General features: G+C 63.7%; 12 protein-coding genes. 6 read left to right on the forward strand and 6 right to left on the reverse strand.

The genetic code is table 11. The features are described 5' to 3' along the window. Positions 1-175 precede the first annotated feature (175 nt). Positions 176-571, reverse strand: a complete 396-nt coding sequence (locus tag F2P45_RS26060; RefSeq protein ID WP_166881131.1) for a hypothetical protein — start codon at positions 569-571, stop codon at positions 176-178. A gap of 137 nt (positions 572-708) precedes the next feature. Beyond that, the gene (locus F2P45_RS26065; protein ID WP_166881132.1) at positions 709-1,347 is read right to left on the reverse strand and encodes a LysE family translocator; all 639 of its coding nucleotides are present in this window, start codon (positions 1,345-1,347) and stop codon (positions 709-711) included. 151 nt (positions 1,348-1,498) lie between these two features. Here F2P45_RS26065 and F2P45_RS26070 point away from each other — a divergent pair, with 151 nt between their 5' ends. The 4 genes from F2P45_RS26070 to F2P45_RS35755 all read left to right on the forward strand — a co-directional run bounded on the left by F2P45_RS26070 (position 1,499) and on the right by F2P45_RS35755 (position 3,847). Then, entirely contained in the window at positions 1,499-2,455 is a 957-nt protein-coding gene (locus F2P45_RS26070) for a helix-turn-helix transcriptional regulator (RefSeq protein ID WP_166881133.1), read from the forward strand. Positions 2,456-2,489: 34 nt separating this feature from the next. After that, complete coding sequence (locus F2P45_RS26075; protein WP_166881134.1) at positions 2,490-3,275, forward strand: DNA/RNA non-specific endonuclease; 786 nt, start codon at positions 2,490-2,492, stop codon at positions 3,273-3,275. Positions 3,276-3,292: 17 nt separating this feature from the next. Then, positions 3,293-3,553: a hypothetical protein gene (locus F2P45_RS26080; RefSeq protein ID WP_166881135.1), complete on the forward strand. Its 261-nt coding sequence runs from the start codon at positions 3,293-3,295 to the stop codon at positions 3,551-3,553. A gap of 108 nt (positions 3,554-3,661) precedes the next feature. Next, positions 3,662-3,847: a hypothetical protein gene (locus F2P45_RS35755; protein ID WP_223164835.1), complete on the forward strand. Its 186-nt coding sequence runs from the start codon at positions 3,662-3,664 to the stop codon at positions 3,845-3,847. Positions 3,848-3,910: 63 nt separating this feature from the next. Here F2P45_RS35755 and F2P45_RS26085 read toward each other — a convergent pair whose 3' ends face one another. Beyond that, on the reverse strand, positions 3,911-4,450 hold the full coding sequence (locus tag F2P45_RS26085) for a YybH family protein (RefSeq protein WP_166881136.1): 540 nt from the start codon (positions 4,448-4,450) through the stop codon (positions 3,911-3,913). A 127-nt stretch (positions 4,451-4,577) separates the two neighbouring features. Continuing rightward, entirely contained in the window at positions 4,578-6,368 is a 1,791-nt protein-coding gene (locus F2P45_RS26090) for a PHA/PHB synthase family protein (RefSeq protein WP_166881137.1), read from the reverse strand. Positions 6,369-6,521: 153 nt separating this feature from the next. On the opposite strand from F2P45_RS26090, the gene F2P45_RS26095 reads away from it, so the two are divergent. Next, on the forward strand, positions 6,522-6,947 hold the full coding sequence (locus F2P45_RS26095) for a DUF2382 domain-containing protein (RefSeq protein WP_166881138.1): 426 nt from the start codon (positions 6,522-6,524) through the stop codon (positions 6,945-6,947). Positions 6,948-6,986: 39 nt separating this feature from the next. Then, positions 6,987-8,078, forward strand: a complete 1,092-nt coding sequence (locus F2P45_RS26100; RefSeq protein ID WP_166881139.1) for a DUF2382 domain-containing protein — start codon at positions 6,987-6,989, stop codon at positions 8,076-8,078. Between the two features lie 91 nt (positions 8,079-8,169). Here F2P45_RS26100 and F2P45_RS26105 read toward each other — a convergent pair whose 3' ends face one another. Next, complete coding sequence (locus F2P45_RS26105) at positions 8,170-11,085, reverse strand: M16 family metallopeptidase (RefSeq protein ID WP_370663315.1); 2,916 nt, start codon at positions 11,083-11,085, stop codon at positions 8,170-8,172. 281 nt (positions 11,086-11,366) lie between these two features. Then, positions 11,367-12,407: a sensor domain-containing diguanylate cyclase gene (locus F2P45_RS26110; RefSeq protein WP_229505315.1), complete on the reverse strand. Its 1,041-nt coding sequence runs from the start codon at positions 12,405-12,407 to the stop codon at positions 11,367-11,369. Positions 12,408-12,530: the final 123 nt, after the last annotated feature.

Here is a 12,530-nt window from a genome sequence, read left to right on the forward strand (position 1 = left end):
TTGCGCCCTATAGAACCGAGCACATCAATCGGTATGGCGATTACACCTTAGACTTGGAAAGAAAGCTGCCGCCAATGAACTACAAAACCAAGATTCTTCAATAATTCAGTCACTTACAGCTCAATTTGGGTATTTTTACACGGATCCCGGCCGACCCTCTAAATCGCTGTTGCCATTACGATTCCTTTCGCCAGGTGAACGCGTCGGCAAACTGTTGCGCCTTGCGCTCGAGTTTCGAGTGAATCAGGTGGGTCACCTCGACCAGGCGCCGCGCGTACAGGTCGGCCAGCGCGTCGATCACCTGGCCCAGCGCCGCCGTGGCCGGCTGGTAGCGGAACACCGGCTCGCTGCCTTCATGGCGCAAGGTCACTGTCATGCCGGCGCGCGACAGATCCGCCAGCACGGTCGCGGCCAGCTTGTCGCCGATGTACAGCCGCTCGGCCACTTTTTGCACAGTCCAGTCCTGAGGCGCGCTGTTGCGCAAAAGCAGCAGCGCCTCCAGATGGGGAACGGAGGCAATGCTGGTCAGCAGGAAACGACGCAGTTCTTCGGGAATCGGTTGGAGCACCATGATGTACAAGAATCCATTGCGCCAAGCTAAGCCAACGCGGTCCAAAAATCGTATTCTAGTCGATTTTGCTTATCAAGTATGCATCGTTGTTGCGTGTTTACGTATCAACGTGTCAATACTTGAAGCGCCGCGCCAGCTTACGACAGGCCGCGCACCAGGTGCACCGCGCTCAGCACCGCCACCAGGATCAGCAGCACGCCCATGACGCGCGCGAGCAGCGTGGCGGCGCCCGGACGCTGTTCCAGCCAGCGCCCGGCGCCGCCGCCCAGCCAGGCCAGCGCGCCGTAGATGCCGGCCTGGGTCAGCGCCGTGATCGCCCGCAGCAGCGCTGCCTGGGTCCACCGCGGCGCGGGGCCGGGCCTGAGAAATTGCGGAAAGATGGCCAGCATGAACAGGTAGGCTTTGGGATTGAGCAAGCTGGTCACCAGCGCGCGCCGGAAGGTCGCGCCGCTGCTGCACGCCCTGGACGGCAGGCGTTGCGCAAACTGGCCGCTGCTGCGCATGAAGCTCCAGCCGATCCAGGCCGTGTACACGGCGCCGGCGGCCAGCATCGCCTGGAACAGGGCCGGCCACAGCCGCAGTACCGCGGCCACGCCCAGCGCCCCCATCGCCAGGTGGCAAACGCCGCCGCAGACGATGCCGGCCACCGCCGCCAGGCCGGCGCGCCGTCCGCCCAGCACGGCGCTGCCCATGACGAAGGCCATGTCGAGGCCGGGCAGGGCGATGATCCCGAACACGACCACAAAATACAGCCACAGATTGGCGCTCGCGCTCATGCCGGCACCGCCGGGCAGTGAAAGGCATGGTTCAGGGTAGGGAAGGGCATGGCGGGGCTCGCTTTCGGTTGGCAGGTTGGAACATCGACAGGGCGGAGAGTAGAGGTGGATCAGGGCAGATTGCGCCCTATTAATCTGCTATCGTTGCGCCATGTACCATCCAACCACCCGCGTGCTGGCAGTGCTGGAACTGCTGCAAACCCATGGCCGCCTGAGCGGCGCCGAGATGTCGGCGCGCCTCGCCGTCGATCCGCGCACCGTGCGCCGCTACATCGTCACGCTCGAAGAGATGGGCATTCCCATCACCACCGAGCGCGGGCGCCATGGCGGCTATGCGCTGATGGCCGGCTTCAAGCTGCCGCCGATGATGTTTACCAACGACGAAGCGCTGGCCCTGGCGATCGGCTTGCTCGCCGCGCGCAGCCTGGGCTTTGCCGAAGCCGCGCCGGCGGTGGCCAGTGCCCAGGCCAAGCTCGAACGCATCATGCCGGCCAACCTCAAGCGGCGCATGCGCGCCATCGACGACACCGTGCGGCTCGACATGCTCCGCGCGGTGGCGCCGCGGGACAACGACGCGCTTGTCACGCTCAGTTCGGCGGCGCTGGCGCAGCAGCGTGTCTGCCTGCGTTACCGCTCGCCCGAAGGCGGCGACACCGAGCGCGATTTCGACGCCTACGGCCTGGCGTTTCGCGGCGGCTGCTGGTACGTGATCGGCATGTGCCATCTGCGCGCCGGGATGCGTTCGTTCAGGATCGACCGCATCGTCAAGGCCGAGCCGCGGCCGGTCTCGTTTGCGCGTCCGGCCGGCTTCGACGCGCTTGGCTACCTGAAACAGTCGATGGCCCTGATGGCGCGCGAGCACGCGGTGGAAGTGCTGTTGCACTCCGACCTGAAAACGGCCAGCGCGCATTTTCATGGCGCGCTCGGCGTGTTCGAACAGGTGGCCGATGGCGTGCTGCTGCGCTGCACCGCCGACGACATCGACTGGTTCGCCGGCCACCTTGCGGGCCTGCCGTTCGACTTCGACGTGCGCGCGCCGGATCAGCTGCGCGCCAGTCTTGCAAAATTAGCTGAACGACTGCTTCGCATGGCGGGCACGCTCGGCTAGAATGCGTCGCTCAACTATTTTCGTTTTGGAAAACATGATTCAGAAAACACTGGCCGGCATCGTCCTCGGATGGACCCTGCTGGCAGCCGGCAGCGCATTTGCCGGCGGCTGTCCCGCACACTACATGGATGGGCGCCTGCCCGAGATCCGCAACCCCAAGCTGGCCAAAGCGACGACCGAATTGTGCTACGGCGTGTTCGGCGTGATGCACTCCGGGATCACCCGCACGCCGCTGTGGTCGGCCGAGCGCCTGCTGCCGGGCAACCTGAAACTGGCCAAGAAACTCTCGCGCGACGATTCCTTCCACGCCGAGGAACGGCTGTCGCCGTCGCAGCGCGCCGAGTTGTCCGACTACGCCCGCAGCGGTTTCGACCGCGGCCACATGGCGCCGAACGGCAACATGCCGGACCGGCAGACCCAGCACGAAAGTTTTACGCTGGCGAACATGGTGCCGCAGGATGCCGACAACAACCGCCACCTGTGGGCCGGGCTGGAGGGCCGCGTGCGCGATATGGTCCGGAAGGAAGGTACTTTATATGTGATCACCGGGCCGGCGTTCATCGGCGGGCGTTTGCAAAAGGTCGGCAACGTGCTGGTGCCGAGTCATCTGTACAAGGCGGTGTATAGTCCGAGCCAGAAGGCGGGCGCGGCGTGGATCGTGGAAAACCGTTCGACGGACGAGCTGGACGTGATGACGATCGCCGAGCTGGAAGAAAAGATCGGCATCAACCTGATGCCCTCCCTGAGCGCGCGGCAAAAATCCGCGATGCTGGACCTGCCGCAGCCGAAACAGAAGAAATCGCGCCGTTGGCCGTTTTGACTATCAAAGGAGACGCAATGAGTGGCAAGAAACAGAGTTTTGTACCGTACGCAAACGAGGCCGATGTGGTCGCGGTCGGCAAGCTGATGATCGAAAACCGGCTCGACCGGATCACGCTCAGCGGCGATGTCGACCTGACCGCCGACAAGGCCGGCCTGGAGCACGCGCGCAAGCTGCAGGCGCTGCTCGGCGAGATCGTCGCCACGCTGGAAGGGATGACCCTGCCGGCCGAGTTGCCGCCGCCGGCGGTGGGCGAAGTGGACAACCCCTTCAACTAAGGCGGTGTCAGGTCCGACATTCGGACCCGGCCAGGAAAGGCACGAGCTGAACCATCGGAACAAGGGCTGGGAATGGGATACTTGCGATTACTGCGGCGCCGGGGTGAGATGGTCTACACCGACAGTGAGCAAAACGCCCTGTTGGCGCTGTTCACGCGCTTTGAAGGCGTGAGCGCAGCGATTGACGCTGTGCATGTGAAAGGGGGATATCGGGTTCGCTGTACGATACCCGAGAAGACGTTCGACAGTCTCATCCTGGAACTTGAGCGGAATGACTGGTTTAGCGCAATGTAGGACGCACTCCGGGAACACCTGTGGTCGTTGAAACCGTCCCGGATGCGTTTTTTAGCAGGCGTCCTATTTGGCGCCGGCCGCCGGCGGTGGATTGGGATTGAGCTTCATCGACCAGATCACCGATGCGATTTTCCAGCCGTCCTCGGTGCGCACCAGATGCCAGGCTTCCTTGCCCCAGTTCTCGCGGTAGTCGCCCGCCTTGAAGCTGTAGTCGAACCAGACCTGCGCCACGTCCTCGTCGGCGTCGATGCGCACGTTCTCGAAGGTTTCCTCGAGTGGCTCTGTGGCTTTGGCGATGTCGTCGATGAATTCGCGGGGCGAGCCGCCGACGATCTTTTTCGGGCGCGGCAGCGCCTTGTTGGTGCGGCGCGCCATGATCCGGTCCAGGCTGGCATCCTCGTAGGCCGCGGCCCAGGTGATATCCTCGCGCAGGAACAGCTTCATGAAGTTGTCCTTGTCCTTGTTGACGATTGCCAGCCGAAACTTCTCGACGACCTTTTCGATCTGCTGCCGGCTCTGCGCAGGGGCATCGGCATGCGCCGGCAGCGTGGTGCACATCAGTAAGGCAAGCGCAAGGCCGCTTGCGGCCGTAACAAATCTCATCGTATCGTTCTCCTTGAAATTGATGAGTATATGCAAACATCAAGCGCCGAGGCTCACCAATTGTAACCATGATAACGATCGGACTGGCGACGTGTTGGTTTGACATCGGCGCCGTTTCACATGCCCCCTATCGTTGCAGCACATACGTCCCCGGCGCCGGTGCGAGTCCGCCTTGTACCTGGCGCGGCGGCAGGCGCGGCTGCCTCGATACCGCGTCGAGCCAGTGCGTCCACGCCGGCCACCACGAACCATCGCGCTGGCCGGCCTGCGCCAGCCAGCGGTCGGGATCGAGGTAGCACTCGCCGCGCGGCCGGTGCGCCGCGTGGTAGCGGCGCCCGCCATGGCCCGGTTCGCTGACAATGCCGGCATTGTGGCCGCCGCTGGTCAGCACAAAATGCACGTCGCACGGTGAAACAAGGTGGATCTTGTACACCGAGCGCCACGGCGATACATGATCCGTCATGGTGGCCACCACGAACAGCGGCGCCCGTATATCGCCCAGCGCGACCGGCCGCCCGTCGACCTGGTAACGCCCCGCACACAGATCGTTGTCAAGAAACAGCTTGCGCAGATACTCGCTGTGCATGCGGTACGGCATGCGCGTGGTGTCGGCGTTCCAGGCCATCAGGTCGGTCATCGGTGCGCGCTTGCCCAGCAGGTACTGGTTGATCGCCCTCGACCACACCAGGTCGTTCGAGCGCAGCAGCCGGAACGCCCCCGCCATCTGGCGATTGTCGAGATAGCCTTGCTGCCACATCAGGTCTTCCAGGAAGGAGATCTGGTTGTCGTCGATAAACAGCATCAGTTCGCCCGCCTCGCTGAAATCGGTCTGGGCGGCCAGCAGGGTCATCGAATTGATCAGCGCCTCGCCTTCGCAACCGAGCGAGGCCACCGCGATCGACAGCAGCGTGCCGCCGAGGCAATAGCCGGCCGTGTCGATGCGCTGGCCGGGCGCGACGCCACGGATGTGCCCGAGCGCGGCCATGATGCCGTCGCGCAGGTAGTCGTCCATGCCGAGGTCGCGGTCTTGCGCGTCCGGATTTCGCCACGACATCATGAATACCGTGTGCCCGTGCCCGACCAGGTAGCGCACCAGCGAATTGTGCGGCGACAGGTCGAGAATGTAGTACTTCATGATCCACGCCGGCACGATCAACATGGGCTCGGCGCAGACGCTGGCGCTGCCCGGCGCCGGATCATACTGGATCAGCTCGATCAAGTGGTTGCGGAACACCACCTGGCCCGGCGTGACGGCGACCTCGATGCCCGGCCGGAACGCGTCGGTCCCGGCGGGCGGCATGCCGGCCAGGCTGCGCCAGGTGTCGTCGGCCAGGTTCATCGCGCCGCGCACGAGATTGGCGCCGGCTTCGCGTACGGTTGCCTCGTCCACTTCCGGATTGGTGGCCACGACATTGAGCGGCGAGGCCAGGTCGAGCAGCTGGCGCGCGGTGAACGACACCACATCCTGATGGTGACGGCTGACCCCGTCGATGCCGGTGGTCGCGTTGTGCCACCATTGCTGATTGAGCAGGAAGGCCTGCTGCATCAGGTCGTACGGCCAGCGTTGCCAGGCCGGACTGCGGAAGCGCCGGTCCTGCGGCAGCGGTTCGATGCACGGCGCGGGCGCCTCGCGCAGCGTGCTGCGCAGTGCATAGTCGAGCCAGCGCATTTCTTTGGTCCAGGCCTTGTGCAGCAGGCGCTGCCACTTGGCGGGCGACTGCATCAGGTTGAGCAGCCAGTCGGCGTGCGCCAGCGCCAGGCTGGTGGGCGAGATGCCTTGCGTCAGCTGCGCCTGCATGGCGTGCAGATAACGGTCGAGCGGGCTGGGCGGTTCGATGTCGGGCGGCGCCGTCGCCTGCGGCGCGCCACGACGGTCGCTCAGTTCGGTCAGCGTGGTGGACGTGGACGGCAGCGGCATTGCGGATTCCTCCCGGGCCCAGTGGCGGGCGACACTCAAGCTTCGGCTGCGCGGCCGATCAAAACTTGAGGAAGGTCAATGGTGCGCAGGGTCGGCGCACTTTGCGGTACTCTCAACGGCTCCTGCTGCGGCGTTTTTCGGGGAGCGAACTTCATGGCAACAGACAGTGCCGAATCCTATGGCGAGCCCGGTGGCGACACGTTCACCGTGCCGCTGCACCGCGAAGAACTGCGGGTGGGAACGCGCGTCGTCGACACCGGGCGCGGCGTGCGGATTCACAAGAGCGTCGGCGAACATCTCCATCAGATCGACGAAACCCTGCTGTACGACGAGCTCGACGTCAGGCATGTGAGCGTCGACCGGATCGTGCCCCTGTCCGAGGCGCCGGTGGCGCGCCAGGAGGGCGACACGCTGATCGTGCCGGTGGTCGAAGAAGTGCTGGTGACCGAGCGGCGCCTGCGCACCAAGGAAGAAGTCCACATCACGCGCACCCGGCGCACCCGCACCCAGGGCGGGACCGTCATGCTGCGCGCGGAAGACATTGTCGTCGAACGGTTCGACGAAGGCCCTCACAAGTAAGCGAGTTCAAGCGAGTTCAACAACACGGAGGTAGTCATCATGGAACACACACTGGTAGCGGTATTTGACAATCGCGGCGACGCCGTGCAGGCGCTTGACGACCTGCTCGGGTCGGGTTACGCACGCCAGGACGTGCGTCTGAGCGATGGCGATGCGGACACATCCGGCAACCGGGTGGGCGGCGCGGCCGACCAATCGCTCGGATCGAGCATCAAGCATTTTTTCACCGACCTGTTCGGCGGTGAGCGCAGCGAGCATGCGCGGATGTATTCCGAGGCGATGGAACGCGGGCACTACCTGCTGACGGTGACGAGCACGACCGAACACGAGATCGAGCGCGCCGCCGACATTGTCGAGCGTCATGGGCCGCTTGATATCGACGAGCATGCCGGCCAGTGGCAGGGCGCCATGCAGGGTGGCGACGCCATGCGCGCGCAGACGCTGTCGCAGCAGTCCACGTCCGGCTCGGCGCAGGGTGGCGGCGCGCAGGGCTCGGCCATGGGCGGTTCGCAGCAGCGTGCGGCCGACACCACGGCCATTCCCGTGATCCAGGAAGAACTCAGGGTCGGCAAGCGCGAGGTGCAGCGCGGCGGCGTGCGGATTTACCAGCGCATCGTCGAGACGCCGGTGAGCGAAAGCATCGGCCTGCGCGAAGAGCATGTCAATGTGCAGCGGCGCGCGGTGGACAAAATGGTCGATCCGGCCGACATTGCCGCCTTCCAGGAAAACACGATCGAGCTGCGCGAAACGGCGGAAGAAGCGGTCGTCGAAAAATCCGCGCGGATGGTGGAGGAGGTTATCGTCGGCAAGGAAGTGACGCAGCGCCAGGAGCAGATCACGGACACGCTGCGCCATACCGAAGTGGACATCGAGCAACTTGCGCCGGACGACGACGCGTACTTCCGAGGCCACTGGACCAGCAATTTCTCACGCGAGGGCGGCAGTTACGACGATTATGCGCCGGCGTACCGCTACGGCACCAGCATGGCGGGCAGCGCGCTGTATCGTGGGCGTCCGTGGGAAGAGGTCGAGCCCGGGCTGCGCACCGATTGGGAGGCGCGCAATCCCGGATCGGCCTGGGAAAAGATGAAGGCGGCGATCAGGCATGGCTGGGAGCGCATGACTTCCTGATGCCGGCATTGTCGCCACTGCTTCGTCGTCTCCGCCAATGGCGGAAGCGACGAGCTAGCGATCCGCGCCAGCGCACGGCTTCTTACTGTGTCTACTCGGCAAACACCGCACTCGCCGGCGTAATCCTGACCGCCTCCGGCTTGATGTCGAGCTTCATGCTGCCGATGACCTTGTCTTCGTCGAGCAAGCTCTGCGGCTTGTTGCCGTCGTACTTGATCGTCGACACCGCATCGCTCACCAGTTTCTCTTTCAGTCCGGCGGCATCCTTGGTGATGAACACCAGCGACAGGTTCCTGGTCGACAGGTGCTTCTTGATGGCGGCGTTCAGGTCGGCCAGGGTCAGCTTGCTCAGGCCGTCGCGCATCATTTTGGTGAACTCGGGCGTGCCGTACCACTGCGAGTCGAGCGCATAGCCGAGATATTGGTCCTGCGTGGCGGTCATCACGAACACGTTTTTCATCAGGTAGCCGCGCGTGATCTCGAACTGCTCCTGGGTCAGACCGTGCTCGATCACCTTGTCGAGTTCGGTAAGCGCGATACGCAGCGCCATGTGGGCATTATCCGGCGCAACCGGACGAATCCAGACTTCGAACAGCTGGCCCTTGCGGCCGATATTCGGGTTCGGGAAGAACTGGAACATGCCGCGCGGGAACGCTTCGATGTAGGTGTAATCGCCATAGTTCATGCCGCGCACTTCGCGAATGCGCTGGTACAGATAGGCATTCGAGGCGCGGTGTTCACCGAGGAAGGTCTTGGCCAGCCACAGCGCCGGGAAGTCCGGATGGCCACGGCGTACCTCGATCGGCAAGCCGAACGACAGGGCGGTCGCGCGCGTGTTTTTCTCGATGATCTCCACTTCCCGGCCGTTCGGCATCTTTGCCAGCGGGGCACTGGTGGCAGGCAAGCCCGGACCGGGCGGCAGCTTGGCCAGCGCCTGCTTGAGCGCGGCCGTCATCTGGTCCGACACATCGCCCGAGATGCCGACCCGCACCGATCCCTGGGTGTAGGCCTTCTTGTAAAAATCCTTGACGTCGTCCAGGGTGATCGCGTCGATGCCTTTGGCGGTGCCGAGTACCGGATGGTCGTACGGCGTGCCGGCGAACACATTGGTTTGCAGGCGTTCCTTGCCCAGTTCTTCCTCGTTATTGTCCTTCAAGTCCACCAGCAGGGCGTTCTTGAGCGAATCCTTGAGGCGGCGGAAATCTTCCTCGCGAAAGCCCGGCGTGACCAGTTGCGGCATGGCCACGGTCATGTACTTGCTCCAGTTATCCTTGTGGATCGAACCGGTGAAGGTGGTCATTTCCTTGTCGGTCTGCTCGGTGAACGAGCCGGCCAGCGGGAACAGGGCCTTGGTCACTTCGTCGATCTTGCGCTCGCTTGAGCCGGCCGAGGCGACCATCATGGCGGTCAGCGCCGCCAGGCCTTCCTTGCCTTTTGGATCGTGCGCGGAACCGGCCGCGAACAACAGCTTGAAGCGGATCTGCGGCAAGGCCGATTTTTGCACCAGTACCTCTACCTTGGCTTCGGCGCCGCTCGCCGCTGCCGGCTTGGCCTGGCTTGCCGTCGCTTGCGGCAAGGCATCAACCGCCGGCGCGGCCGTGCCATTCGCGGCCAGGGTGGTCAGCTTGGGCAGGCTCGCCATCGCTTCCGGCAGCGCTTGGTTGGACAGGGTGGTGACGATCATGCCGTCATCGACCAGGTATTGACGCGCGGCCGCCAGCAGGTCGGCCGGGGTCAGGCTGTCGGTGACGCGGTAGAACTGGTTGAGCGTGCCGTAAGAACGGTTGTAGTGCACGTACGAAGCCAGGGTGCCGGCGATCTGCTCGGTATTGTCGAGCGAGCGGATCAGGCCGTATTTCTGGGCCGACTTGGCGTCGGCCAGCGCCTGCGCGGTGACCGGCACGTTGCGCAGCTGTGCGACGGTCTGCATGATCTGGTCGCGCACATAGACAGTGTCTTCCAGCTTTTTCACGCGGGCGATGATGGTCGCCAGGCTCGGGTCGATCCGTCCAGGGGTGTAGTCGCTGAACTGGTCGACCTTCTGCTCATCCTGTACCAGCTTTTTGTAGAGCGGCGAGGTGCGGCCGAACGAGAGCGACATCAGCATCGACAGCGCCGCGTGATCCTTGGCGGTGGCGGAAAACGCTGGCGCGCGGAAACCCACCGTGACGAACGGCAGCGTCTGGGTCGGCCAGGCGACATGCTTGTAGAGCGCACCGCGCGCAGCCGGCTCCACCGGTACTTCGCTCTTGTAACTGCCTTTCTGCCACTTGCTCCAGTATTTCTCGACCAGGGCGATGGCTTTTTGCGGCTCGACGTCCCCGGCGATGATCAAGGTGGTGCGTTCGGGGCGATACCAGCGGTCGAAAAACACTTTCGAATAGGCATACTGGTTCGGCATGTCCTCGATGTCCTTGATAAAGCCCATCGTGGTGTGCTTGTACGTATGCGTAGTGTAGGCGGCGTCGCGCTGCACTTCGAACAGCTTGGACATCGGATTGGCGCTGTTCTTATTGTATTCACCGAGCACGGCGCGCGATTCGGTCTTGAACGCATCTTCCTCGTACGACAGACTCTGGAAGCGGTCGGCCTCGACCTTGAGGATGGTTTCGAGGTCTTCCTTGGCGAAGGTCGTGTGGTAGTTGGTCAGGTCGTCGCTGGTATAGGCATTCTGGCGCGCGCCCGATTTGGTGATCACATCCTGGTATTTCTCAGGCGGATAAGCTTTGGTGCCGCGAAACATCATGTGCTCGAAAAAATGCGCAAAGCCCGACTTGCCCGGCTCGATCTCGTTGCGCGAACCGGTCTGCACAGGAATCTGTACCGACACCAGGTTCGGGAAGCCGGTCGGGACGACGATGATTTTCAGGCCGTTGGCCAGGGTTTTTTCGGTGGCTTTAAAGGGCAGAACATCGGCTTTGCCGGCTGGCGTCGCTGGTGCGGCCGCCAGCGCGTTCATGGCGAACGCGGGCAGGGCAAGCAGGCTGATCGGGATGAGTTTCGACACATTGTCTCCGGAGGCTAAAAATAGTAGCCGCAGGATAAAAGAATCGGACCAGAAAGAACAGCGGAAATTTGTGCATACACCCGTTTTGACATGTCCACCGCGGTGACAGGCACGGCGGTAGGCACCGGAGTGGACACGAGCTCGGCCGGCGTTCATGTCCATCCCGGTGTCCACTGCGGTGACAGGCACGGCGGTAGGCACCGGAGTGGACACGAGCTCGGCCGGCGTTCATGTCCATCCCGGTGTCCACTGCGGTGACAGGCACCGGAGTGGACACGAGCTCAGCCGGCGTTCATGGTGGAATGGCTGTCCGAGCGCGTGGTGGCGATGATGTCGGGCTCGGTCGCCGGCAGGCTGATGCGGTTGCGGCCCATGTGCTTGGCGCGGTACAGCGCCGCGTCCGCCGTCGCCACCAGCTGGCAGGCGCTGGTGTCCGACGAGGCGATCGCCGTGGCCGCGCCGATGCTCACCGTGACGTGTTCATTGACGCCGCGTCCGTTCGGCACCTTGAGCTGTTCGACCCGGCGGCGGATGCGCTCGGCCACGATGGCCGCCCCCTTGAGCGACTGGTTCGGCAAAATCACCGCGAATTCCTCGCCGCCGTAGCGCGCCACCAGGTCGTTCGCCCGCATTTCGCTCGATACGGCAATGGCGATGCGCTTCAGGCATTCGTCGCCGCCCAGATGCCCGTTGGCATCGTTGTAAGCCTTGAAATTGTCGACATCGACCATCAGCAAGGACAGCGGCTGCTGCTGGCGCAGCGCGCGCGACCACTCGGCGCCCAAGGTGTTGTCGAAACAGCGCCGGTTGGCCAGGCCGGTCAGTCCGTCGAGCGTCGCCAGTTGTTCCAGCGCGACCTGGGCCGCTTTTTCATCGGTGATGTCGCGCAGGGTCTGCACCACCGCTTCGAGCTTGCCGTGCTCGCCAAGGATGGGGATGGCATCGACGGCCAGGTAGCGCCGCTGCCCGAAGCGCGGCATGTCGCACCAGCTTTCCGCCCCCAGCTGGCCGGCCACGTGGCAGCTCTTGGCCACCTGCGGATACAAGGCATCGAGCTCGTCGCCGCGGTCCTGCACCACCAGGTCGGCCAGGGTCGGCCGCGCTTCCTCATAAAAACTCTGCCAGTGGTCGCGCGTGCCCAGCACTTCCTCGGCCGCCACCCCGGTCAGGCGCTCGCAGGCCCGGTTCCAGATGATCACCCGCCGTTCGTTGTCCAGCACAAACGCGGGAACGGCCAGCATCTCCATGAGCTTGTAGGCAAACGCGTGGCCCTGTTCCGGTGCGGCGTGCGCGCTTGCGCTCTGGACTATCATCGTGCTCATCATGTGCCGCCCCTGTGAAGTAGTTCCTGACAATATCCTGTCGGCAAAATATTGACTGCCGACAAGACTTAATTTTGCCCGTCGTGGACGGCGGTTCTATTGATAAAGCACAAGGGTGAGCGA

The sequence above is a fragment of the Massilia mucilaginosa genome, assembly GCF_011682145.1.
Lineage (GTDB): Bacteria > Pseudomonadota > Gammaproteobacteria > Burkholderiales > Burkholderiaceae_D > Telluria_A > Telluria_A mucilaginosa.

Bases quoted from the DNA above. Each gene is read 5' to 3' on its own strand.
- F2P45_RS26060 (WP_166881131.1), bottom strand. From the start codon at position 571: ATGGTGCTCCAACCGATTCCCGAAGAACTGCGTCGTTTCCTGCTGACC.
- F2P45_RS26065 (WP_166881132.1), bottom strand. From the start codon at position 1,347: ATGAGCGCGAGCGCCAATCTGTGGCTGTATTTTGTGGTCGTGTTCGGG.
- F2P45_RS26070 (WP_166881133.1), top strand. From the start codon at position 1,499: ATGTACCATCCAACCACCCGCGTGCTGGCAGTGCTGGAACTGCTGCAA.
- F2P45_RS26075 (WP_166881134.1), top strand. From the start codon at position 2,490: ATGATTCAGAAAACACTGGCCGGCATCGTCCTCGGATGGACCCTGCTG.
- F2P45_RS26080 (WP_166881135.1), top strand. From the start codon at position 3,293: ATGAGTGGCAAGAAACAGAGTTTTGTACCGTACGCAAACGAGGCCGAT.
- F2P45_RS35755 (WP_223164835.1), top strand. From the start codon at position 3,662: ATGGTCTACACCGACAGTGAGCAAAACGCCCTGTTGGCGCTGTTCACG.
- F2P45_RS26085 (WP_166881136.1), bottom strand. From the start codon at position 4,450: ATGAGATTTGTTACGGCCGCAAGCGGCCTTGCGCTTGCCTTACTGATG.
- F2P45_RS26090 (WP_166881137.1), bottom strand. From the start codon at position 6,368: ATGCCGCTGCCGTCCACGTCCACCACGCTGACCGAACTGAGCGACCGT.
- F2P45_RS26095 (WP_166881138.1), top strand. From the start codon at position 6,522: ATGGCAACAGACAGTGCCGAATCCTATGGCGAGCCCGGTGGCGACACG.
- F2P45_RS26100 (WP_166881139.1), top strand. From the start codon at position 6,987: ATGGAACACACACTGGTAGCGGTATTTGACAATCGCGGCGACGCCGTG.
- F2P45_RS26110 (WP_229505315.1), bottom strand. From the start codon at position 12,407: ATGAGCACGATGATAGTCCAGAGCGCAAGCGCGCACGCCGCACCGGAA.